Annotated in this window: 17 protein-coding genes, 6 tRNA genes and 2 rRNA genes (1 of these 25 only partly in view); 14 read left to right on the forward strand and 11 right to left on the reverse strand. The window is 57.5% G+C overall.

What is annotated here, in order from left to right; genetic code table 11:
- Nucleotides 1–84: 84 nt before the first annotated feature.
- The gene (locus ACTG2T_RS06730) at nucleotides 85–1350 is read right to left on the reverse strand and encodes an inorganic phosphate transporter (RefSeq protein ID WP_005343043.1); all 1266 of its coding nucleotides are present in this window, start codon (nucleotides 1348–1350) and stop codon (nucleotides 85–87) included.
- A 25-nt stretch (nucleotides 1351–1375) separates the two neighbouring features.
- Entirely contained in the window at nucleotides 1376–2056 is a 681-nt protein-coding gene (locus tag ACTG2T_RS06735; RefSeq protein WP_005340244.1) for a TIGR00153 family protein, read from the reverse strand.
- A gap of 170 nt (nucleotides 2057–2226) precedes the next feature.
- Here ACTG2T_RS06735 and ACTG2T_RS06740 point away from each other — a divergent pair, with 170 nt between their 5' ends.
- Nucleotides 2227–3195: a CYTH domain-containing protein gene (locus ACTG2T_RS06740; protein ID WP_236285769.1), complete on the forward strand. Its 969-nt coding sequence runs from the start codon at nucleotides 2227–2229 to the stop codon at nucleotides 3193–3195.
- Between the two features lie 78 nt (nucleotides 3196–3273).
- Here the strand turns inward: ACTG2T_RS06740 and dapA are convergent, their stop codons facing one another.
- The gene (dapA, locus tag ACTG2T_RS06745; RefSeq protein ID WP_330124931.1) at nucleotides 3274–4146 is read right to left on the reverse strand and encodes a 4-hydroxy-tetrahydrodipicolinate synthase; all 873 of its coding nucleotides are present in this window, start codon (nucleotides 4144–4146) and stop codon (nucleotides 3274–3276) included.
- A 280-nt stretch (nucleotides 4147–4426) separates the two neighbouring features.
- Between dapA and rsmC the strand changes: the two genes are divergently transcribed.
- From rsmC to ACTG2T_RS06790, 9 genes are all read left to right on the forward strand, one after another.
- A complete protein-coding gene (gene rsmC / locus ACTG2T_RS06750; RefSeq protein ID WP_330124932.1) occupies nucleotides 4427–5455 on the forward strand; it encodes a 16S rRNA (guanine(1207)-N(2))-methyltransferase RsmC in 1029 nt (342 codons plus the stop codon).
- Between the two features lie 151 nt (nucleotides 5456–5606).
- Nucleotides 5607–6824, forward strand: a complete 1218-nt coding sequence (glgC, locus tag ACTG2T_RS06755; protein WP_201937720.1) for a glucose-1-phosphate adenylyltransferase — start codon at nucleotides 5607–5609, stop codon at nucleotides 6822–6824.
- Nucleotides 6814–8274 (forward strand): glycogen synthase GlgA, encoded by a 1461-nt coding sequence (glgA, locus tag ACTG2T_RS06760; RefSeq protein ID WP_139429970.1) that lies wholly within the window; start codon nucleotides 6814–6816, stop codon nucleotides 8272–8274. Before glgC ends, glgA begins: the two co-directional genes overlap by 11 nt.
- A gap of 128 nt (nucleotides 8275–8402) precedes the next feature.
- A tRNA-Leu gene (locus tag ACTG2T_RS06765) sits at nucleotides 8403–8488 on the forward strand.
- A gap of 53 nt (nucleotides 8489–8541) precedes the next feature.
- Nucleotides 8542–8627: transfer RNA gene (locus ACTG2T_RS06770), tRNA-Leu, on the forward strand.
- Nucleotides 8628–8671: 44 nt separating this feature from the next.
- A tRNA-Leu gene (locus ACTG2T_RS06775) sits at nucleotides 8672–8757 on the forward strand.
- A gap of 46 nt (nucleotides 8758–8803) precedes the next feature.
- A tRNA-Leu gene (locus ACTG2T_RS06780) sits at nucleotides 8804–8889 on the forward strand.
- 71 nt (nucleotides 8890–8960) lie between these two features.
- Nucleotides 8961–9046: transfer RNA gene (locus ACTG2T_RS06785), tRNA-Leu, on the forward strand.
- Nucleotides 9047–9155: 109 nt separating this feature from the next.
- Complete coding sequence (locus ACTG2T_RS06790) at nucleotides 9156–9428, forward strand: late competence development ComFB family protein (protein ID WP_005343036.1); 273 nt, start codon at nucleotides 9156–9158, stop codon at nucleotides 9426–9428.
- Here the strand turns inward: ACTG2T_RS06790 and ACTG2T_RS06795 are convergent.
- Nucleotides 9423–9632 (reverse strand): hypothetical protein, encoded by a 210-nt coding sequence (locus ACTG2T_RS06795; protein WP_005357820.1) that lies wholly within the window; start codon nucleotides 9630–9632, stop codon nucleotides 9423–9425. The two genes, ACTG2T_RS06790 and ACTG2T_RS06795, sit on opposite strands and share 6 nt — an antisense overlap.
- 301 nt (nucleotides 9633–9933) lie before the next feature.
- Here ACTG2T_RS06795 and nhaC point away from each other — a divergent pair, with 301 nt between their 5' ends.
- Nucleotides 9934–11343, forward strand: a complete 1410-nt coding sequence (nhaC, locus tag ACTG2T_RS06800; protein ID WP_005357819.1) for a Na+/H+ antiporter NhaC — start codon at nucleotides 9934–9936, stop codon at nucleotides 11341–11343.
- A 139-nt stretch (nucleotides 11344–11482) separates the two neighbouring features.
- On the opposite strand, the gene erpA is transcribed toward nhaC, so the two are convergent.
- The 3 genes from erpA to clcA form a co-directional block, all read right to left on the reverse strand.
- Nucleotides 11483–11833, reverse strand: a complete 351-nt coding sequence (gene erpA / locus ACTG2T_RS06805) for an iron-sulfur cluster insertion protein ErpA (RefSeq protein WP_005340225.1) — start codon at nucleotides 11831–11833, stop codon at nucleotides 11483–11485.
- 87 nt (nucleotides 11834–11920) lie between these two features.
- A complete protein-coding gene (locus ACTG2T_RS06810; RefSeq protein WP_107684419.1) occupies nucleotides 11921–12616 on the reverse strand; it encodes a DUF6776 family protein in 696 nt (231 codons plus the stop codon).
- Between the two features lie 91 nt (nucleotides 12617–12707).
- Nucleotides 12708–14096, reverse strand: a complete 1389-nt coding sequence (gene clcA / locus ACTG2T_RS06815; protein ID WP_330125763.1) for a H(+)/Cl(-) exchange transporter ClcA — start codon at nucleotides 14094–14096, stop codon at nucleotides 12708–12710.
- Nucleotides 14097–14340: 244 nt separating this feature from the next.
- Here clcA and hemL point away from each other — a divergent pair, with 244 nt between their 5' ends.
- Nucleotides 14341–15627, forward strand: a complete 1287-nt coding sequence (hemL, locus tag ACTG2T_RS06820) for a glutamate-1-semialdehyde 2,1-aminomutase (protein WP_076495780.1) — start codon at nucleotides 14341–14343, stop codon at nucleotides 15625–15627.
- 217 nt (nucleotides 15628–15844) lie between these two features.
- A complete protein-coding gene (locus ACTG2T_RS06825; RefSeq protein WP_139442935.1) occupies nucleotides 15845–16660 on the forward strand; it encodes a hypothetical protein in 816 nt (271 codons plus the stop codon).
- Here the strand turns inward: ACTG2T_RS06825 and ACTG2T_RS06830 are convergent.
- Together ACTG2T_RS06830 and ACTG2T_RS06835 are read right to left on the reverse strand one after the other, a co-directional pair.
- Nucleotides 16575–17477 (reverse strand): sulfite exporter TauE/SafE family protein, encoded by a 903-nt coding sequence (locus ACTG2T_RS06830; protein WP_330125764.1) that lies wholly within the window; start codon nucleotides 17475–17477, stop codon nucleotides 16575–16577. The genes ACTG2T_RS06825 and ACTG2T_RS06830 overlap by 86 nt on opposite strands.
- A 296-nt stretch (nucleotides 17478–17773) precedes the next feature.
- On the reverse strand, nucleotides 17774–18523 hold the full coding sequence (locus ACTG2T_RS06835) for a DsbA family protein (RefSeq protein WP_330125765.1): 750 nt from the start codon (nucleotides 18521–18523) through the stop codon (nucleotides 17774–17776).
- Nucleotides 18524–18720: 197 nt separating this feature from the next.
- Between ACTG2T_RS06835 and ACTG2T_RS06840 the strand changes: the two genes are divergently transcribed.
- Nucleotides 18721–18808, forward strand: a tRNA-Ser gene (locus ACTG2T_RS06840).
- 493 nt (nucleotides 18809–19301) lie between these two features.
- Here ACTG2T_RS06840 and rrf read toward each other — a convergent pair.
- Nucleotides 19302–19416 (reverse strand): 5S ribosomal RNA (rrf, locus tag ACTG2T_RS06845).
- A gap of 108 nt (nucleotides 19417–19524) precedes the next feature.
- Nucleotides 19525–22372: ribosomal RNA gene (locus ACTG2T_RS06850) — 23S ribosomal RNA — on the reverse strand; it runs 42 nt beyond the window's last position.

Raw genomic sequence — 22372 nt, forward strand, 5'->3', positions numbered from 1 at the left:
TGCAAAGGGAGCAGCACTCAGCTCCCGCGCACAATAAAAAAGCCCGAGTCGATGACTCGGGCTTTTTGCAGAATGCCGCTTCGATTAGGAGAAGCAGGCCTGCAGCACGTAGAAGATGGCGATAGCCAGAATGGCACCTGCAGGCAGGGTGATGATCCAGGAGACCACGATGTTGCGCAGTACCCCCAGATTCAGCGCCGCAATACCGCGCGCCAGACCGACACCCATCACAGCACCGACCAGGGTCTGGGTGGTGGAGATGGGCAGACCGGTACCGGAGGCAATCACTACGGTCGCGGCAGTCGCCAGCTGGGCAGCAAAACCACGGCTCGGGGTCAGGTGAGTGATGCCGGTACCGACCGTCGCCATCACCTTCTCGCCCATGGTCGCCAGACCGATCACGATACCGATACCGCCCAGCGGCAGGATCCACCAGGCAATGGCAGCCTGACTGGAAATCTCGCCACCGGAAGCCACGATAGAGGCCACCGCAGAGAGCGGGCCAATGGCGTTGGCCACGTCGTTTGAGCCGTGGGCAAAGGCCATGGCACAGGCAGTGATCACCATCAGGATGCCGAACACCTTCTCCACGTTGGCGAAGTGCATCTTGCTGTCATCCTGCGGGTTGTACTTCTGACCGCGAATGTAGATCCAGCCGGCAAACGCCACTGCGATGGAGATGGCGATGGAGAGCAGAATGCCCTCGCCATCGCTCAGGTGCAGACCGACGTGGGTCAGCCCCTTCTTGATGGTCACCAGACAGATCACCAGCGCAGTCAGGAACATGTAGAACGGCACATAGCGCTTGGCGTTGTTCAGGGGATCATCGGTGTTGAAGATAAGCTTCTGCACGCTGATGAACATGAAGTAGGCGATGACACCTGAGATGGCCGGGGTGATGACCCAGGAGCCGACGATGCCGCCAAACTTGCTCCACTGCACCGCTTCCGGGCCAATGCTCACCACCGCAAAACCGACGATGGCACCGATGATGGAGTGAGTGGTGGAAACAGGCCAGCCGAAGTAGGAGGCGAGGATCAACCAGGCGCCGGCCGCCAGCAGGGAGGCGATCATGCCGAGCACCAGCAGGTCCGGGCTATCGACAAACGCATTGCTGTCGATGATGCCGTTACGGATGGTGGCCGTCACTTCGCCACCGGCCAGATAGGCACCGGCAAATTCGAAGATCATGGCAATGATGATCGCCTGACGGATGGTCAGGGATTTGGTGCCGACCGATGTCCCCATGGCGTTGGCAACGTCATTCGCGCCAATACCCCAAGCCATCAAAAAGCCGAACAAGGCCGCCACGAGCACCAGAGTGGTGCCGTAATTCGCGATAATGTCCATTAATAGTGTTTACCCAGTCAGTCGATTACGAACGAGCCAGCATCAGTTCCAGACGGGCGCCTACGCGCTCGGCCTGATCTGCCAGGTCACCTACCCATTCGAGGATCTTGTAAAGGAACATCACATCGATCGGATTGTAATTGTGCTCAACCGCTTGCAGCTGTTGGCGCAGTCCGATCTGCATGGTGTCTGTATCGTCCTCGATCAGATCCAGCTGGTGGATCATCTCGGCAACCATTTCCACTTCCCGTCCTTTGAAGCCGGTCTCGAGCAGCTCGTCGAGCTCCCCGATCGCTTTCTCGGCCTGAGCGGTCGCATCAATACAACGTTTGAGGTAAGCCATGAAATCCGTCCGCATTTCGGCGGGGAACTCCATGCGACGACCAAGCATGCGGCCGGAGATATCCTTGGCACGGTTGGCAATCTTGTCTTGCTGGGTCAACAGCTCCAGCAGGTCGGTACGTGCAACCGGCAGGAACAGGCCGCGAGGCAGTTTCAGACGGATTTCACGCTTGAGGGTATCTGCCTCTTTTTCCAGTTGGGCGATCTGCTGCCGGATCTTCTCGGCATCTTCCCAACGGTCTTCGGCAACGGCGTCAAAGAAGGGAACCAACTGCTGGGAGCACTGGTGAACCTTGACGATATGCTTCTGCAGCGGCTTGATGGGGGACTTGGCAAAAAGCCCCAAAATAGTATTTACTGGCATGGCCAAACCTGTGTCGGTGAAAAAACACTCGATACGATTTTATGAGGCGCGCATGGTAACCGAACTGCGCCCTCAATTAAACCGCGAATTAATCTAGTCGTCTCGCGGGCATTATATCCCCGCGACCCGAATCCTGCCCCCCCAAAGTTGTCTGCCAGCCCGGAATGACTATGCAAACTGAGATCGAGATAAAGTTTTTTGTCGCCCGCGACATTCAACCCGAGTTATCCAACCTGCTGAATTCTCTTGAGATTAAAGAATCGTCACAACAGCAGCTCGGCAACGTCTATTTCGATACGCCGACCTTGGCTCTTCGCCAACTGGATATGGGGTTGCGCATTCGCCGCTGCGACGCCTTCGCCGAACAGACCATCAAATGCCGCGGCCAGGTGGTGGGCGGCCTGCACGCCAGACCCGAGTACAACGCTCCCGTGAGCGGCGATCTGCCGACCCTCTCGGCCTTTCCCGATGAGATTTGGCCAACCCTGAGCGAGCGCGACCACATTCAGCAGCAGCTGGTCGCCCAGTTTCGCACCGACTTCCTGCGCCGCCACTGGCTGATCGCCTTCGAGGGGGCCGAGATTGAGCTGGCCTGGGATCAGGGAGAGATCGTCGGCAGTCAAGGCAGCACCACCATCAACGAGCTGGAACTGGAGCTCAAATCAGGCGCTACCGCGGCGCTGTTTGCACTGGCCCAACGCCTCGCCGGGATCGGCGGGCTGCGCCTTGGCGCCCAATCCAAGGCCCAGCGCGGCTATCGACTGGCTGGTCTTGGCAAACCGCTGGCCCTGCAGGCGCTGGTCGAACATGAAGGTATGGATGGCACAACGGGGGTAAGCGAGGGGCTGCGCCACTGGCAGCATCACGAGCAGCTCTGGCTGGAGCATCCTCAGGATAAAGGCATTCAACAGCAGGCACTCGCAGCCCTGTGCCAAGGGATCGATCTGGTCGCCCGCACTGCGGCCACGCTGCCACAACCCGCACCTTGGCTGCCAGCACTGACCAGCCTGCACGCCCATCTGCAAGCCCAATCGGACGAGCAAAACGAGTGGCCTGCCGAACTGGCCGATCTCTTCCTCTATCCGGCATATGTCGAGTTGCAGCTGGCCATCGCCGCCTGGCTGCATCACGCAGCCTGAGTGGTGCGATGTCGTAAATAAAGGCCAGAAACAAAAGCCAAAAACAAAACGGGTGAGCCTTGGCTCACCCGTTTTGCATTACAGCAGGTTGAGCTGCTGCATGGCGCTGCGAATGCGCTCGCGAGTCGCCTCCGACAGCGGCATCACCGGCAGGCGACACTCCTCGCTGCAGAAACCGAGCAGGGAAGCGGCATATTTGGCACCGGCCGGGCTCGGCTCGGCAAACATCGCCTGATGAAGCGGAATCAGCTGGTCTTGCAGTTCACGCGCTTCTTGCCACTTGCCGGCCAGCGTGAGGTTCTGCACCTCGGCCACCAGCTTGGGGGCCACGTTGGCGGTCACAGAGATACAGCCCTGACCACCGCCGATGTTGTAGGCAACAGCGGTGGCATCCTCACCGGAGAGCCAGGCGAAGGACTTTTTGATCAGCTGGCGCTCGGTCCAGGGGCGGGCCAGATCGCCGGTGGCATCTTTTACCCCGGCAATGCGCGGCAGCTCGGCCAGACGGGCCAGGGTCGCGGGTTGCACGTCAACGATTGCACGCGGCGGGATGTTGTAGACGATGATCGGCTTGGCGGTGGCATCGTGTACCGCCTTGAAGTGGTGGTAGAGCCCTTCCTGATTGGGACGGTTGTAGTAACCGGCTACATGCAGGGTGGCATCGGCGCCCACCCGCTCGGCATACTGGGTATATTCGATCGCCTCGACTGGATTGTTGGAACCCGCTCCGGCAATCACCGGAATGCGACCAGCGACCTGCTTGACCACCAGCTCCACCACCCGGCAATGCTCGTCGTGGGTCAGGGTCGGACTTTCCCCCGTGGTACCCACCGGCACAATGCCGTGAGTACCCTGTTCGATATGCCACTCAACCAGACGCAGCAGCGCCTCTTCATCCAGCTTTCCCTGTCGAAACGGGGTGATCAACGCAACGATTGAACCTTGAAACATGGGATCTCCTTCTCCTAAATGACGCGCATATGGCAATAAAAAACCCCGGTACGATGTGCGCAACCGGGGTTTGAAGCTTCTCAGGGATGAGAGGTTACGCGCGAACGTCGGCAGGCCCGAATTTCAGGCTTTTTTTGTGCTTTCGTTTCAACCCGTTGAACCGCATTTCGTCATCTCTGGTCAAAAAATGGTGTCTGGGCATATTTCGGGAACACGGCATAAATGTCAAGGCGAAAGGGGCTATGTATAATGGCCGCCCAAAATTGCGTGGAGAGACCCGATGAGCAGCCCAATCAGTGCCGTCAGCCAGATGCTGGAACGAAACCAAGCCCTCTTTGTCGGCAAGCGGCTACTTGTCTGTGGCGCGCTGGAGGATGACTATCCCCGCCAGCTGGCGAGCCTGGCCCAGACCCTGACCGTCTTTACTACCGATTACTGCTACTACCGCAGCCAGCAGGCGGCCCTCGGCGAGGCCATTCTGTTCGACCACCAGCTCGGTGGCGCCCCCCGCTTCGATGCCCTGTTGCTGCTGATGCCCAAGGCCAAGGCCGAGGCACAATATCTGCTGGCCATGATGACCCCCTTGCTGGAAGCGGGTGCCGATCTGTTCCTCGCCGGTGAAAACCGCGGCGGCATCAATGGCGCCGACAAGCTGCTGGCCCCCTATGGCGAAAAGCCGATCAAGCGCGATTCGGCCCGCCGCTGCTCCCTCTATCACGGTGAGCTGAGCCAACCGGTCGCCCCGTTCGATCTGGATAGCTGGTTTGGCCGCTACCAGTGCAAGGCCGGTGATACCGAGCTGACCGTGCTGGCACTGCCCGGCGTCTTCAGCGCCGCCGAGCTGGATCTCGGCACCCAGATGCTGCTGGCCGCCGTGCCGCCGATGACGGGCGAATTGCTCGATTTCGGTTGTGGCGCCGGGGTGATTGGGTCTGTGCTGGCCAAGCGCAATCCGGCTCTGCGGGTCAACATGGTGGATATCAGCGCGCTGGCGCTCGAATCGAGCCGCCGCACCCTGGCGACCAACGGTCTGAAGGGCAAGGTCACCGCTTCCGATGTCTATTCGGATGTCTCCACCCGTTTCCAACACATCGTCTCCAACCCGCCATTCCATGCGGGTCTCAAAACCTTCTATGCGGCAACCGAGCAGTTCCTGGCCAAGGCGCCGGAATTTTTGCTGCCAAATGGTTCGCTGACTATTGTTGCCAACGCCTTCTTGCGCTACCAGCCTATACTGGAGACACACTTCAAACGGACTGAAGTGATCAGCAGTGATGCCAAATTCAAGGTCTATCTGAGCAAAATGTAAATAAGTGTAAGCAGCACAATAAAACAGCTAGAGAGCGCCATCCGGCATCTGATAAGGTATTAAGCACACGATAAAAACCACCCCTTTAGGGGTGTTTTTATACCGAACATTGAAAACCTTTTCATGTTGTTAATTCAGGGAGAGAAATACGATGGCAGGCATATTGACCATGATCCTGGCTGGTGGCGAAGGTACTCGCCTGCAGCCTCTGACCACTACCCGCAGCAAGCCTTCCGTCCCCTTTGGTGGCAGCTACCGGCTGATCGACTTTGTCCTCAACAACTTCGTCAACGCCGACTTTCTGCGCATCTATGTACTGACCCAATTCAAATCACAGTCCCTCTACCTGCACATGAAGAAGGGGTGGAATATCGTCGGCATCACCGACCGCTTTATCGATCCCATCCCGGCCCAGATGCGGATGGGCAAACGCTGGTATGACGGCACCGCCGATGCCATCTACCAGAACCTCGGCTTTATCGAGCGGGCCGAACCGGATCATGTCTGCATCTTCGGCTCCGACCACATCTACAAGATGGATGTGAGCCAGATGGTCACCTTCCACAAGCAGAAGAACGCCGCCATGACGGTCGCAGCCCTGCGCATGCCCATCGAAGAGGCGAGCGCCTTCGGGGTGATCGAGGTCGATACCGAAGGGCGGATGATCGGCTTTCAGGAAAAGCCGAAGCAGCCCAAGCACATTCCCGGCGATCCGACCCAGGCGCTGGTCTCCATGGGCAACTACATCTTCGAGACCGATGCCCTCTGCCGCGAGTTGAAGCGGGATGCCGCCGAGGAGAACTCCAGCCACGACTTTGGCAAGGATGTGATCCCGAGCCTCTACCCACGTGCCCCCGTCTATGTCTATGACTACAGCACCAACGTCATCCCCGGCGAGAAACCGCACGTCTACTGGCGGGATGTGGGCACCCTCGACTCTTATTGGCAAGCGCACATGGACCTGGTGGCCGACAATCCCCCCTTCTCCCTCTATAACCGCAAGTGGCCCCTGCACACCCACTATCCGGCGCTGCCACCGGCCACCTTCATCGACAGCGACGAGTGCAAGGTGAAGATCGCCAACTCGCTGATCTCCGCCGGTTGCTTCATTCAGGGCAGCCAGATCAAGCGATCCATCCTTGGTTTTCGCTGCAATATCGGCGCGTGCAGCCATATCAGTGAATCCGTGCTGCTGGGGGATGTGAAGATTGGTGAAGGCTGCTCCATCCGGCGCGCCATCATTGATAAAAACGTTGAAATTGCGCCAGGCACCGTTATCGGTGAAAATCTGGACCACGATAGAGAGCGATTTACCGTATCCGAAGGCGGTATCGTGGTGGTACCTAAGGGAGCAAGAGTTGGCTATTAACCCACTGAAAATCCTGTTTGTTGCCTCGGAAGTTGAGGGGCTGGTCAAGACCGGGGGCCTGGCCGATGTCGCCAGAGCCCTGCCGATGTACCTGGCCCAGAAGGGACATGATGTCAGGATCATGTTGCCCTTCTACAAGACGATAAAACGACGGGATGAGGCCAGACTGGTGGCGTCACGCTGGTTGCCAACCCACCCCGGGCTGCCGGATATCGGTTATCGCATCTACCAGATGGAGCTGGATGACGTCTGCGTCTATCTGCTCGACTGCCCGCAATATTTCGATCGTCCACAGCTCTACGCCGAGAACAATCAGGCCTATCCGGATAATGGCGAGCGCTTTGCCTTCTTCTCGGCCGCAGCCCTCCATGCCTGCGAGCAGCTCGGCTTTGCCCCGGATATCGCCCACTGCAATGACTGGCACACCGGCCTGCTGCCACTGCTGCTGAAAACCCGCCACGCCCACAACCCCTTCTTCCAGCAGACCCGCAGCGTGATCAGCATTCACAACGCGGCGTTTCAGGGGGTGTTTGGCCGCGAGCAGTTCTGGGCCATGCCCGAGATCGCCGACTACGAACGCCGCATCAACTACGACTACGGCCACGTCAATCTGCTCAAATGCGGGGTGCTCTACGCCGACAAGATCAACGCAGTCAGCCCCAACTATGCCCAGGAGCTGCTGACTCACCTCGGCGCCCACGGCATGGCACATATCTTCCAGCAACGGGCGGCGGATCTCTGTGGCATCCTCAACGGCTGCGATTACAAGGACTGGGATCCGGAGTTCGACGAATTCCTGCCTGCGACCTACAGCATCGACAACATGGCTGGCAAACAGATCTGCAAAGAGAGCCTGCAACAGGAAGCGGGGCTGGCCGTGGCGGACTTGCCCATCTACGGCATGGTTTGCCGCCTGACCGAGCAGAAGGGCGTTCCCCTGCTGCTCCCTGCGCTGGAGAAATTCCTCCACCATCAGGTACAAGTGGTGATCGTCGGCTCTGGCGATCCTGCGCTCGCCACGCAACTGCAAACCATGGCCCGGGATTATCCGGGCAAGCTCGCCTTCATCAACACCTATGACGATCGGCTGGCTCATCTGGTCGAAGCCGGTGCCGACTTTTTCCTGATGCCCTCGCTGTTCGAGCCTTGCGGCCTCAACCAGATGTACAGTCTCGCCTATGGCACCCTGCCACTGGTGCGGGCCGTGGGTGGTCTGAAAGATACCGTGGTGGATTGGGATGCCGATCCCGAGCATGCCACCGGCTTCTGCTTCAACGATCCGACTGCCGCCATCCTGCTCGATACCATGCGCCGCAGCCTGCTCTATTTCCTGCAGGACAAAGAGCGTTTTGCCAAGGTGCAGCGCAATGCCATGAGCACCCGCTTCAACTGGCCTGACTCGGTCACCCAGTATGAACGGATGTATCAGAGCGCATTGGGCCGTTACTGAACGCCAAACGTCAGCTGATTGCTGAAGTTTTGTACCCTTGGCGCCACTTTGGGCGTCAACAGCGAAAAAAGTCCCCTTTGGCTGTTGACGCTCCCCCAAAACTCTATAGAATCCCCCTCCGCAGTGATGCGAAGGTGGCGGAATTGGTAGACGCGCTAGCTTCAGGTGTTAGTGTCCCACGGATGTGAGGGTTCGAGTCCCTCTCTTCGCACCAATACTGCCATGCTGATTCAGCAGCATGTAAATCCAACTAGAAAACCCGAATGTGCGAAGGTGGCGGAATTGGTAGACGCGCTAGCTTCAGGTGTTAGTGCCCCCCGGGTGTGAGGGTTCGAGTCCCTCTCTTCGCACCATGCTTCTCCAGACAGCATGTAAATCAAAACTGGTAACACAATGTGCGAAGGTGGCGGAATTGGTAGACGCGCTAGCTTCAGGTGTTAGTGTCCCACGGATGTGAGGGTTCGAGTCCCTCTCTTCGCACCATGCTTTATCCAGACAGCATGTAAATCCAGACTGGAAACCCGAATGTGCGAAGGTGGCGGAATTGGTAGACGCGCTAGCTTCAGGTGTTAGTGCCCCCCGGGTGTGAGGGTTCGAGTCCCTCTCTTCGCACCATGATTCTGACATGTAAACACAGAGCAATGCGCTCCAACCGCATTTAAAAACCAGCTGGAGAAAATCAGTGTGCGAAGGTGGCGGAATTGGTAGACGCGCTAGCTTCAGGTGTTAGTGTCCCACGGATGTGAGGGTTCGAGTCCCTCTCTTCGCACCATTCATTACGCAAAAGGCCCATCACGAAAGTGATGGGCCTTTTGTTTTTACTCCTTGTTATGGCTATGCTTTTGACGACTCCCCGCTCATCGTCATGCCAAGGAACGCATATGATACTGGATACCGACATTCACAACTTTTACGAACATCTGGTGCTCAAGGAAATTGAGAAACAGGGGCTGCAGCAAAAGCTCAACAGCGATCAGATGGCCGACCTCTGCTGCCTTACCCTCAACCAGCTTCCGGCCCACTATATTCGCCACAATGTCGACATGATCTACTTCCTGACCGACGCCAAGCGCACCGAAATGGAGAAACTGGTGGTCGAATCGCTCAAGGTGGCACAGCAGAAGATCAAGCAGGCTCCCGTCAAAAGCTCATAACCAGGGCTGCTGCCAGAGCAGGGTAACGATACCGGTCAACCCGGCCACTGGCAGCAAGATCAAGGCGGGCCGTAATCCGGGCTCCAGCATCACCCAGGCAGCCAGCAGAAAACCGGCACTCCAGGTGCCGTACTCTTTATCCTGACCCCATGCGAGTACGGCCACCGCCACCAGCAACATCATACCCCGCAATATCCAGCGCATTGTCTTCTCCTCAAACAACAATTGATAATAATTATCATCTTCATCTACTGGGGATGCAAGTGGCGTCACAAGCAAGCTTCGTATGTGACCCATTGTGTCAACAGGCCGCTCAAAAACGGGTTATGAGATCAACTAATTTGTGATTTTTTCAATCAAATGTGCATTTTTGCCAATTTGATGGGGCTTTAACCCGCCGGGTTTGTGGTAGATTGCGGCCTCTTTTTGGGTTGCCTCCTCGGGATCGATGTATCCACAGGACGAGAGGGAGTGACCTTGGCGAGCAAGAGTTTAGGAAGTATCTATGCAAAACCAACAAAACCACATCCGACTACCGGGCATGGCACAGGTATTTGCCTGTCTGGCCATTTTCCTGGCCCTGGCATTCTCGTTCACCAGCGTGCTCGATCTGCCGATCCAGCTGGCACTGTTCATCGCCTGGTTCGTCATCATGGGGCTTGGCATCAAACTCGGCCACGATTACAAATCCCTGGAGCAGGCTGCCGTTGACGGCGTTGCCAAGGGAATGGGGGCCATCCTGATCCTGGTCTCCGTCGGTGCCCTGGTCGGCACTTGGATTGCCGGCGGCATTGTTCCCAGCATCATCTATTTCGGCCTCAAGGTGATTCACCCGTCCATCTTCCTGCTGGCAACCCTGATCATCTGCTCCCTGACCTCGCTGGCCACCGGCACCTCCTGGGGCTCTGCCGCCACCGCCGGTATCGCCATGATGGGGATCGGCCACAGCCTCGGCGTGCCTGCGCCGCTGGTAGCCGGTGCCGTGCTCTCCGGCGTCTATTTTGGTGACAAGCTCTCTCCGCTCTCCGACTCAGTAGTGCTGGCTTCGACCATGTCCAACGTCGACGTGGTGGAGCATATCAAGGGGATGCTGCCCATCAGCCTGCTCTCCTATGTCATCACCGCCGTGCTATTCACCGTGGTGGGCATGCAGTATTCAGGCAACGTCAGCCTGGAGCAGGTCAATCTGGTGATGGAGGCCCTCGACAACCAGTTCAACATCACTCCGCTGGCCATAGTGCCGGTGGTGCTGGTACTGGGCCTGCTGGCTAATCGCAAGCCCGCCTTCCCGGTGATCAGCTTCGGTGCCCTGCTGGGCCTGATCTGGGCCATCGCCTTCCAGGGCATGGATCCGGTCAAGGCGATGCACTCGGCTTATAGTCCTTTTGCCATCACCTCCGGCATCGATTTTATCGACAACATTCTCGGGCGCGGCGGCATGGAGTCCATGCTGGGCTCGGTCGCGGTCATCATCTTCGGTCTCGGGTTTGGCGGCCTGCTGGAGAAGGTCGGTATTCTGGAAGTGATCGCCAGCGCCTTCGAGAAGCGCATCAATAGCGTCGGCAGCCTGACCAGCCACACCATCGGCACCGCGTTTCTGGCCAACGTGTTTGGCTCAGCCATGTATGTGTCGCTGATCCTGACCCCCAAGATCATGGCCAAAAACTACGACCGACTGGGACTGGCGCGCAAGAACCTCTCTCGCAACGCCGAGTTTGGCGGCACCCTCACCTGCGGCATGGTGCCCTGGAGCGACAACGGCATCTTCATGGCCGGGGTTCTGGGGGTAGCAACCCTCGACTACCTGCCCTACATGTGGCTGAGCTTCACCTGCATCATTGTGACCATCACCCTCGCCTACATGGGCAAGGCAGTGAACCGGATCCCGCTGGTCGCGGCGGCAAGCTCCCGCTAAGCCATCCTGCAAACAACAAAGGCGCCATCGAGGCGCCTTTGTTGTTTCAGAGAAATGCTATTTGATGGAGCACACTGATCACCACAAACAAAAACAGCCCTCGTTGCCGAGAGCCGTTTCATCAGACCGATAATGCCGATCAGATGGAGAAGCTGGAGCCACAGCCACAGGTCGTGGTGGCGTTGGGGTTGGTCACGGTGAAGCGTGAGCCTTCCAGACCCTCGGTGTAATCCACACTGCCGCCTACCAGATATTGCAGGCTCATGGGATCGATCACCATGGTGACGCCATTCTTCTCGACTACGGTGTCCCCGTCGTTGATCTTCTCATCAAAGGTAAAGCCATACTGGAAACCGGAGCAGCCCCCACCCGTGATGTATACCCGCAGCTTCAGCTCGGGATTCTCTTCCTCGGTGATCAGGTTCTTCACCTTGTTGGCCGCCGCATCCGTCATCTGGATGGGCAGCGGGGCTTCTGCTACTGCACTCATTACTGACCTCACAACCATTAGATCCACAAACATGGAAACCGCGAAATTATCCAATACCCGACCATTCAGTTCAAGTATTCACCACGTTTAACCGGCCGCGGGAACCGGAGCAGGCGGCGCGGCGACCAGCGGCTTGATCACCTCGCCCCACTCAACCAGCAGCTCTTGCGCCGGTTGCCTGCCATCCTTGTTGATGGTGACACGGATCCGATCCGGCACAAAGCCTTCCGGCAACTGCCAATTCCCTTCCAGCAGCTGGAAATAACGCAGGGCATAACGCCACTCGCTCACCTTCATTCCGAGATCGCGACCGGTCAGCGTCTTCGGCTTGTCAGCCAGACTCCCCTCGACCCGGATCTGCACCTGACCACGAAACAGCTCCCGCTTCTTGGCGGGCTGGGTCAGGGCGAGACGATAGTGGTAGCGACCGGGAATGCTGGTCTCCTGCAGAGTCAGGTTGTCGATCACTACCCCCACCTGTTCGCCGGTGGGGCGCATGATCCGCTCGAAAAAGGCCAGCTGGCGCTTGAGCTCCTGCACCTGCGCCTCCTGACTCTTCAGGGTGGTCTGCAACTGCTCGAAGGCCGCTTTCTGGGTCGCCAGCTGGGTATCTTTCACCCCCAATTCGGTCTTGAGCTGGCTGATGGCCTTGCCCTGACGATCCAGCGTCTCCTGCTGTACCACCAACAGACTGCTCTGGGCTAGCTCCTGACGGTTCCCGACAAAGTAACCGATGAGCCCGCCAACGGCTAACACGACCAATAACTTCAATAGATTGGACATAGCCCCTCATCCCGTTATCACGCCATTTACGGCAGCGCCTCTCCCTTCACTATACTGCCCTGACCGGGGCCACAGGCGATAAAGGGAAAAATTAACTGGCCGTGGCGCTGCCATCACCTCGCTTTTGACGCGCGGCGAGCCGTAAAGTTCGCTCCAGGATCTGGGAATAGATCGGCCGGCCACCCAGCCACTGGGCAACCAGAGTCGCCCCGACCGTGGTAATCATCATCGGCAGGATCAGCTGATAGTTGTCGGTCATCTCGGTGACCAGCACGATACCGGTGATGGGGGCGCGCACGGTGGCAGCAAAGAGAGCCCCCATTCCGGCAATGGCAAAGGCACCGGGCTCGATGCCCAGCTCGGGAAACGCCGCATGAAACAGATGGCCGAACACCACGCCAAACAGGGTGCCTAGTGCGAGGGTCGGCGCAAACACCCCACCCGGGGCACCGGAGCAGAAGCAGATGAGGGTCGCCACCAGCCGCACCGAGAAGATGAGGAACAGGGTCGCCATCGCATACTCATCGCCCATCAGATGGGGGATGAGTTCAGTGCCGCCGCCGGTCACCGAGGGAGCAAACAGCGACAGCACACCAAACGTTCCGGCGACCAGCATGCCGATGGCCACGAAACGGTGGCGCTTGTTCTGATGCAGCGCCAGATAACCATCCTGACAGGCAAGCACCAGCTTGTTGAAGACAAAACCGAGCACCCCGAAGGTGGCCCCCATAAAGAGGAACAGCCAGAGCGCCTTGAGGGCTGGCGCATCGTAGTGAGGCAGGGTGATCACCGCCCCCTGCCCTTTCATGTTCTGCAGCATCAGGGTCGCCATGATGGCGGAGATCCCCACCGCCTTGATGGCCAGAAAGGAGTAGCGGAATTGCGGTCGCATCTCCTCCATCACAAACAGGATGCCCGCCAGCGGCGCATTGAAGGCTGCCGCCAGACCGCCCGCCGCACCGGCGGCCAGCAGGGCGTGACCATGCTCCTTGGGTAGCCGGAAGATATCCGCCACCATCTTGCCAAGGTTGCCACCGATCTGCACCGAGGGCCCCTCCCTCCCCAGCACCATGCCGGAGCTCAGGGTGCAGATGCCACCGAAGAACTTGACCGGCAACACCCGCCACCACCGCACCGGGCGCAGATCATCCATCGCCCCCTCGATCTCGGGAATGCCGGAACCGCCCGCTTCCGGGGCAAAGGTATGAGTGAGGAAGTAGCCGACAAATCCCAGCAAGGCGCTGAAGCCAAAGCCGAGCAGACCGAGCTGCCACCAGGGACGGTCGGCCAGCAAGGCAATGCGTTGCTCTGCCAGCCAGTGGACTCCCGATTCGAACAGGCCGCACACCAGTCCGGCCAGGGTGCCGACCAGCGCCGCCAGCAACAGAACCAGCAAGGGCATCTTGTCTTGCCGGATAATGCGGGCAAGCGGCCCCCGCGAAGAGGTATCGGCTTCAGAGGAGAGAGCTTGTTGCGCCATCTTGTTACACCAACTTGGAAAAACCATATCGTCAGCTAGCTGAGATCAGGATCACCCGGTGCGTTGCTCGGCTGCCCAGGGCTGGGGCTTTCTGCTATAGTCGGCCCGTTAAATTTTTGTCACGGGAGCAGACCGAGAGTCCGGGTGGCGAGAGCGCAAAGCATACTCCTGATGCTCCGGCCTGCCGAGTCTCAATCGGCTGCAATCCCTTGTGTGACGACCAAAATCCCATTAAGGATGATCCATGTCAAAATCAGATCAGCTGTTTGAACAGGCCCGCCAGACCATTCCGGGTGGCGTCAACTCACCGGTCCGCGCCTTCAATGGGGTCGGCGGCACGCCCCGCTTCATCGATCACGCCGACGGCGCCTATCTCTATGATGTGGATGGTCAGGCCTACGTGGATTACATCGGCTCCTGGGGCCCCATGCTGCTGGGTCACAACCACCCGGCCATCAAGGCCGCCGTCATCAAGGCCGTTGAGAAGGGGCTGAGCTACGGTGCGCCGACCGAGATCGAAGTGCTGATGGCCGAGAAAGTCCGCCAGATCGTCCCCTCCATGGAGCAGGTGCGAATGGTGAATTCCGGCACCGAAGCCACCATGAGCGCCATTCGTCTGGCCCGTGGCTACACTGGCCGCGACAAGATCGTCAAATTCGAGGGCTGCTACCACGGCCACGCCGACTCCCTGCTGGTCAAAGCCGGTTCCGGCGCCCTGACCCTGGGTCAGCCCAACAGCCCGGGCGTTCCAGCCGATTTCGCCAAACACACCTTGACCTGCGTCTTCAACGATCTGGATTCAGTGCGTGAAGCCTTCACCCAGTACGGCAGCGAGATCGCCTGTATCATCGTCGAGCCGGTCGCAGGCAACATGAACTGCATCCCGCCGGTGCCGGGCTTCCTGGAAGGTCTGCGCGCCATCTGTGACGAGTTCGGCGCCCTGCTGATCCTGGACGAGGTGATGACCGGCTTCCGCGTCTCCCTGCGCGGCGCTCAGGGCCACTACAACATCGACCCGGATCTCACCACCCTTGGCAAGATCATCGGTGCCGGCATGCCGGTGGGCGCCTTCGGCGGCAAGAAGAAGGTGATGCAACACATCGCACCGACCGGCCCTGTCTATCAGGCGGGTACTCTCTCCGGTAACCCGGTGGCCATGGCAGCCGGTCTGACCATGCTGGATCTGCTGCTGGAGCCGGGTCTCTATGAGCAGCTGAGCGCCAAGACGGCTCGTGTTGCCGAGGGACTGAAGGCGGCCGCCGCCAAACACGGTATCCCGCTCGCCATCAACTATGTGGGCGGCATGTTCGGCTTCTTCTTCACCGAAGAGAACGAAATCACCCGCTACGAGCAGGTCACTCGCTGCGATATGGAACGTTTCAAGCGCTTCTACCATCTCATGCTGGAAGAGGGCGTCTATCTGGCGCCGAGCGCCTACGAGGCAGGCTTCCTGTCGCTGGCTCACGGCGACAAGGAGATCGAACATACCCTGGCTGCCGCCGAGCGCAGCTTCGCCAAGCTGGCTGGCTAAATCGCTACTGCTTGTCGCAAAGGGCCCGTCATGGGCCCTTTTCTATTACAGAGACTCCATCACCACACAGGGCGGCAATACGCCCATTTCTGGTGCATTACCCCCTCGTCATCCACCGATTTGTCATTCTCTGGTGCAACTTGCCCCGCCATCCCTGTCATAAAGCAGGCCCACTATTTGCACATTCACCACAAGAGCCCACGTCACCGAGGTCCATATGGCAGAGATGAGCCCCATCGATGTGCTGCGGCGCTATCAGGAGTATCAGGAGGAGTTGACCCCGCTACTGCAGGGGCTGCTCAGCGCCCCCCTTGTCTCGCTCAAGGGGTATCCCTTTGTCGTCAGCATTGACCATTATCAGGGGCCGATGTGCATCCAGCCTGCGGCACCGGCCGCCCATAACCGGTTGCACCTTATCGTCCAGGGGCAAGGACGGGAGATCACCGTCTGTCTGAATCAGCTGATTGGCTGGTTGATGGGGGACAGGGAGCGCCGCCGCGCCATGCCCTGGTTCAAGGCGGTCTATGTGGTGCTCAGCATGGCGCTGTTTTTGATCGTCGCGACGCTCATCTGGCACGGGCTGGAACAGCTCTACCAGCTGTTGTGCGGCGAGCAGCAGAACCAGCTCGGCGCCTTTAGCGCCATCATCTTCCTGACGCTGGCACTGGCGGTGTTCGATCTGGGCAAGACCATTCTGGAAGAGGAGGTACTGCTGCATAAGGATATCTTCCGCCACAGCGCCATTCGCCGCACCATCACCCGCTTTATCGCCGCCATACTGATCGCGGTCTCCATCGAGGGGCTGTTGCTGCTGTTCAAGGGTTCGCTCGGCCAGAGCGAGCTGCTCTGGCCAGCGGTCGGAGTGATGGGGTGTGCGGTGGGTTTGCTGCTGGCGCTTGGCCTCTATGTTTTTCTGGGGGCCAAGGCCGAGGCGGCGCTGGTACAGGCTAGCCTGCGCTCTCCACCGTCAGCGGCACGGGGGAGCGACGCGCCGCCCGCCAGGAAGCGTACATGGTCCAGGAGGTATAGATGACGATAAAGGCAACCAGCCACTTCAGCATCTCCATATTCATGGATTTGACCAGCATGGCGGCCAGCACCACACCGATGGGACCAAAGATGGCCACCGCCAGCACGGCTTTGGCATCGAATGCCCCTTTGCGGATAAAGGTGCCTGCGGAGAAGACGCTGAGCACGGCGGTGGAGCCCATCATGATGGGAAACGCCGCCAGCGGATTCATCCCCAGCAGATAAACCAGCGTCATGCAGGGGGCAAACAAGCCGATACCGACATTCATCAGCACTCCGAAGATGAAATTGCCGAGCAGGGCGATCGCCAGCTTGTAGCCGCTGAGCCCCATCGCATCGCCGCCTACAGGGAAAAGACCCAGCAGACCGGCAAAGATAAGCCCTGCGACGACCAGCAAGGAGATAGCCATCACCAACCGGATGGTCTGCCGATCAAACGAGGCCACATGGCGAGCCCCCCAGGCAGCACCCGCTGCGGCGGCCATCATCATGCTGATCAGCGTCAGCGGCTCCACTGCGACTGCACCGACGAAGATCAGCGACTGAGTCACGGTCGGCAGCACGCACTGCCCATTGAGGGTACCCGGCAGCACCCGATCATCGATCAGCTTGAACTGCTTGTAGCAAGCGGTCTTTACCGCAAAGCTGCCCACCCCCAGGGTATCGAGGAAGTTGGCAATCCCACCGATCAATGCCACCGGCCAGAAGGGGGTCGCCTCAAAGGATCCACTCTGCTTCTTCCGCCAGCAGGCTTGCACCAGCATAAAGATGAATACGAGGCCTCCGGCTATAAAAACCAGCCGTAAAATATCAACTAACATAGGGGTTTCTCCTGCAACGGGCGGCGATTCTAAGGCAAGCAGCAGAAAAAATCTTGACCGGAATTAAGCAATGCTCACGACACACCTCTGCGAGGCGAAATATTTATCAATAGACTCCGAACGACTCTGCTAATACTTGTTACTGAGGCCAACAGGCCGGGTCCTGAGCACGTTGTTATGGTCCTTTCGCGACGACCACCTGTGCCAAAGGACATAATAAAAAAGAGGGCCGGTAGTGATACCGACCCTCTTTCTGTATCTGGCCGGAGCGCTGGGCCCTCGACCATGACAACCGCTTATTGAATGCTCTTGCCGGCACGCACGTCCTTGATAAACCCCTTCAGGCTGGCCAGATCACGGGGGGCACCGCGCAGGATCTGATCACCGATGATGAAGGCCGGAGTACCGGAGATACCGAGCGCTTCAGCCAGCGCACGGTTGGTACCGAGGTTCTGGTCAATGTTGCCATCCTTGATCTTGGCCTCCACCTTGCTCCAGTCAACACCGGCCGCCACCGCCAACTGCTTGACCTGTGCTTCATCAGCGAGCGGGCCCTGATGGCTATAGAGCTTCTCGTGGAACGCCTGGTACTTGTCAGGCTGACCCAGCTGGACCGCCAGCGCAGCACGAGCTGCGAAGTAGGAGGACTCGCTCAGAATGGGGAACTGCTTGTAGATGTACCGGATGTCTTTATCTTCCGCCATCAGCTGCTTGACCAGCGGATGGGCCCGTTTGCAGTAACCGCAGTTGTAATCGAAAAACTCTACAATGGTCAGCGACGCCTTCGTATTCCCCATCTCGGGATCCTGATTGGCATAAAGCTGCTTGGAGTGAGCCTTGATCAGCGCCTTGTCACTCTCGGCCTGCTGGCTCTCCTGCTTGGCACGCAGGGCATTGGACATCTCGACCAGGATCTCGGGATTCTTGACCAGATAGTCGCGAACGATTTGCTCGACATCGCTTTTGGTCAGCTCGCTTGCATGTACCGGCGTCGCCAGCAGGGTCACACCAGCCAGCGCGCAAAACAGGGCATTTTTAATAGTCATAACGTTATCTTGCAGAGAATATGATAGAGGCCACTATAGTGGTTGAGTCTGTTTTCAAGTCAAGTTATCTGGCCAAAAAAGCGCTTGATACGCTCTGATTGCCACTTTTTCATGTCATTTCGCACAATTAACCAGCAATCAAACCGAGCAGGGATTTACAAGCCGGATCAGCATGGTAATATTCGCCGCACTGCTGCGGAGGGGTGGCAGAGCGGCTGAATGCACCGGTCTTGAAAACCGGCGATGGGCGACCATCCGTGGGTTCAAATCCCACCTCCTCCGCCATTCATACCGAGCCCATGCAACCATGTTGCGTGGGCTTTTTATTTGCCTGCAATTTGCCACTCCTCATAGATCTCAACAACGACCCAACGCAGCGACCACGGCTCCAGCATGTTGCTACCGCCAATAACCCCTCTTCTAAATAAAGTCAGGGCCAGTTAACACAGTCATAGAAAAGCAGGGACTATGGAGCCGCGGCTTAAAAAAGAGGGGACGGCTAACTCAGGAAGCCTAGACCCAAAGCAAGAGATTATGATGTATAGGCGATCATGGGATGCACGGGATATGACGACGCCAGAGCCACCGTACAAAGCGACAGCGGTTCAGCGAAGAAGAGTACCAAGCGGAACATCAGACTATTTGTGGAACCTGAAAATAGCGACGAGTAACAATAAGAACAGAGGAGAAGAGATAAGATGGGTCAATTATCAGGTAGCGTGCTGATTTTCAGGCAATAAAAAACCCCGCTCGATGAGCGGGGTTTCTTGTATTGGGTGCCTGGCAGTGTCCTACTCTCGCATGGCGAATGCCACACTACCATCGGCGCTACCGCGTTTCACTTCTGAGTTCGGCATGGGATCAGGTGGTTCCACGGCGCTATGGCCGCCAGGCAAATTCTTAATCTAGAAAGCTGACGTGAATAACGACTTGGTCATTATCACTGAATTTGAGTAGTTCGTTCATTCGCTACAAGGCCCAGAACACTTCTTGGGTGTTGTATGGTTAAGCCTCACGGGTAATTAGTACGGGTTAGCTCAATGCATCGCTGCACTTACACACCCCGCCTATCAACGTTGTGGTCTCCAACGGCCCTTTAGGACCCTCAAGGGGTCAGGGATGACTCATCTCAGGGCTCGCTTCCCGCTTAGATGCTTTCAGCGGTTATCGATTCCGAACTTAGCTACCGGGCAGTGCCACTGGCGTGACAACCCGAACACCAGAGGTTCGTTCACTCCGGTCCTCTCGTACTAGGAGCAACTCCCTTCAATCATCCAACGCCCACGGCAGATAGGGACCGAACTGTCTCACGACGTTCTGAACCCAGCTCGCGTACCACTTTAAATGGCGAACAGCCATACCCTTGGGACCGACTTCAGCCCCAGGATGTGATGAGCCGACATCGAGGTGCCAAACACCGCCGTCGATATGAACTCTTGGGCGGTATCAGCCTGTTATCCCCGGAGTACCTTTTATCCGTTGAGCGATGGCCCTTCCATTCAGAACCACCGGATCACTATGACCTACTTTCGTACCTGCTCGACCTGTCCGTCTCGCAGTTAAGCTGGCTTATGCCATTGCACTAACCTCCTGATGTCCGACCAGGATTAGCCAACCTTCGTGCTCCTCCGTTACTCTTTGGGAGGAGACCGCCCCAGTCAAACTACCCACCAGGCACTGTCCGCGAGCCCGATTCAGGGCCCTGCGTTAGAACATCAAACATACAAGGGTGGTATTTCAAGGACGGCTCCAGCGCAACTGGCGTCACGCCTTCAAAGCCTCCCACCTATCCTACACATGTAGGTTCAATGTTCAGTGCCAAGCTGTAGTAAAGGTTCACGGGGTCTTTCCGTCTAGCCGCGGGTACACCGCATCTTCACGGCGAATTCGATTTCACTGAGTCTCGGGTGGAGACAGCATGGCCATGGTTACACCATTCGTGCAGGTCGGAACTTACCCGACAAGGAATTTCGCTACCTTAGGACCGTTATAGTTACGGCCGCCGTTTACCGGGGCTTCGATCAAGAGCTTCGCTTGCGCTAACCCCATCAATTAACCTTCCGGCACCGGGCAGGTGTCACACCCTATACGTCCACTTTCGTGTTTGCAGAGTGCTGTGTTTTTGATAAACAGTCCCAGCCATCTGGTCACTGCGACTCCCAACTGCTCCATCCGCAAGGGACTTCACTGTCAAGAGCGAACCTTCTCCCGAAGTTACGGTTCTATTTTGCCTAGTTCCTTCACCCGAGTTCTCTCAAGCGCCTTGGTATTCTCTACCCGACCACCTGTGTCGGTTTGGGGTACGATGACTTGTAATCTGAAGCTTAGAGGCTTTTCCTGGAAGCAGGGCATCAATGGCTTCCGCACCGTAGTGCGTTCGTCTCGTGTCTCAGTGTTGTGTCTCCGGATTTGCCTGGAAACACCACCTACGCACTTTCACCAGGACAACCGTCGCCTGGCCCACCTAGCCTTCTCCGTCCCCCCATCGCAATTACAAGTCGTGCAGGAATATTAACCTGCTTCCCATCGACTACGCCTTTCGGCCTCGCCTTAGGGGTCGACTCACCCTGCCCCGATTAACGTTGGACAGGAACCCTTGGTCTTCCGGCGAGGAGGCTTTTCACCCCCTTTATCGTTACTTACGTCAGCATTCGCACTTCTGATATCTCCAGCATACCTCTCGATACACCTTCGCAGACTTACAGAACGCTCCCCTACCACTCACACATAAGTGTGAATCCGCGGCTTCGGTGCCTGGTTTGAGCCCCGTTACATCTTCCGCGCAGGCCGACTCGACTAGTGAGCTATTACGCTTTCTTTAAATGATGGCTGCTTCTAAGCCAACATCCTAGCTGTCTGAGCCTTCCCACATCGTTTCCCACTTAACCAGAACTTTGGGACCTTAGCCGGCGGTCTGGGTTGTTTCCCTCTTCACGACGGACGTTAGCACCCGCCGTGTGTCTCCCGGATATTACTTACTGGTATTCGGAGTTTGCATGGGGTTGGTAAGTCGGGATGACCCCCTAGCCCAAACAGTGCTCTACCCCCAGTAGTATTCGTCCGAGGCGCTACCTAAATAGCTTTCGGGGAGAACCAGCTATCTCCGAGTTTGATTGGCCTTTCACCCCCAGCCACAGGTCATCCCCTAACTTTGCAACGTTAGTGGGTTCGGTCCTCCAGTTGATGTTACTCAACCTTCAACCTGCCCATGGCTAGATCACCCGGTTTCGGGTCTACACCTTGCAACTAGACGCCCAGTTAAGACTCGGTTTCCCTACGGCTCCCCTATACGGTTAACCTCGCTACAAAATGTAAGTCGCTGACCCATTATACAAAAGGTACGCAGTCACCCCGAAGGGCTCCCACTGCTTGTACGTACACGGTTTCAGGTTCTATTTCACTCCCCTCACAGGGGTTCTTTTCGCCTTTCCCTCACGGTACTGGTTCACTATCGGTCAGTCAGGAGTATTTAGCCTTGGAGGATGGTCCCCCCATATTCAGACAGGATGTCACGTGTCCCGCCCTACTCGATTTCACATCAAGGTTGTTTTCGTGTACGGGGCTATCACCCTGTATCGCCGGCCTTTCCAGGACCGTTCCACTAACTTCCAAGATGCTTAAGGGCTAATCCCCGTTCGCTCGCCGCTACTGAGGGAATCTCGGTTGATTTCTTTTCCTCGGGGTACTTAGATGTTTCAGTTCTCCCGGTTCGCCTCTGTTACCTATGTATTCAGTAACAGATACCCGAGTTATCTCGGGTGGGTTTCCCCATTCGGAAATCTGTGAGTAATAGCGTCTCTTACCGACTTCTCACAGCTTATCGCAGGTTAGTACGTCCTTCATCGCCTC

Origin of the sequence: Aeromonas sp. 75A (assembly GCF_051919425.1) — a bacterium.
GTDB lineage: Bacteria > Pseudomonadota > Gammaproteobacteria > Enterobacterales > Aeromonadaceae > Aeromonas > Aeromonas veronii.

Bases quoted from the DNA above. Each gene is read 5' to 3' on its own strand.
- ACTG2T_RS06730 (WP_005343043.1), bottom strand. From the start codon at position 1,350: ATGGACATTATCGCGAATTACGGCACCACTCTGGTGCTCGTGGCGGCC.
- ACTG2T_RS06735 (WP_005340244.1), bottom strand. From the start codon at position 2,056: ATGCCAGTAAATACTATTTTGGGGCTTTTTGCCAAGTCCCCCATCAAG.
- ACTG2T_RS06740 (WP_236285769.1), top strand. From the start codon at position 2,227: ATGCAAACTGAGATCGAGATAAAGTTTTTTGTCGCCCGCGACATTCAA.
- dapA (WP_330124931.1), bottom strand. From the start codon at position 4,146: ATGTTTCAAGGTTCAATCGTTGCGTTGATCACCCCGTTTCGACAGGGA.
- rsmC (WP_330124932.1), top strand. From the start codon at position 4,427: ATGAGCAGCCCAATCAGTGCCGTCAGCCAGATGCTGGAACGAAACCAA.
- glgC (WP_201937720.1), top strand. From the start codon at position 5,607: ATGGCAGGCATATTGACCATGATCCTGGCTGGTGGCGAAGGTACTCGC.
- ACTG2T_RS06790 (WP_005343036.1), top strand. From the start codon at position 9,156: ATGATACTGGATACCGACATTCACAACTTTTACGAACATCTGGTGCTC.
- ACTG2T_RS06795 (WP_005357820.1), bottom strand. From the start codon at position 9,632: ATGCGCTGGATATTGCGGGGTATGATGTTGCTGGTGGCGGTGGCCGTA.
- nhaC (WP_005357819.1), top strand. From the start codon at position 9,934: ATGCAAAACCAACAAAACCACATCCGACTACCGGGCATGGCACAGGTA.
- erpA (WP_005340225.1), bottom strand. From the start codon at position 11,833: ATGAGTGCAGTAGCAGAAGCCCCGCTGCCCATCCAGATGACGGATGCG.
- ACTG2T_RS06810 (WP_107684419.1), bottom strand. From the start codon at position 12,616: ATGTCCAATCTATTGAAGTTATTGGTCGTGTTAGCCGTTGGCGGGCTC.
- clcA (WP_330125763.1), bottom strand. From the start codon at position 14,096: ATGGCGCAACAAGCTCTCTCCTCTGAAGCCGATACCTCTTCGCGGGGG.
- hemL (WP_076495780.1), top strand. From the start codon at position 14,341: ATGTCAAAATCAGATCAGCTGTTTGAACAGGCCCGCCAGACCATTCCG.
- ACTG2T_RS06825 (WP_139442935.1), top strand. From the start codon at position 15,845: ATGGCAGAGATGAGCCCCATCGATGTGCTGCGGCGCTATCAGGAGTAT.
- ACTG2T_RS06830 (WP_330125764.1), bottom strand. From the start codon at position 17,477: ATGTTAGTTGATATTTTACGGCTGGTTTTTATAGCCGGAGGCCTCGTA.
- ACTG2T_RS06835 (WP_330125765.1), bottom strand. From the start codon at position 18,523: ATGACTATTAAAAATGCCCTGTTTTGCGCGCTGGCTGGTGTGACCCTG.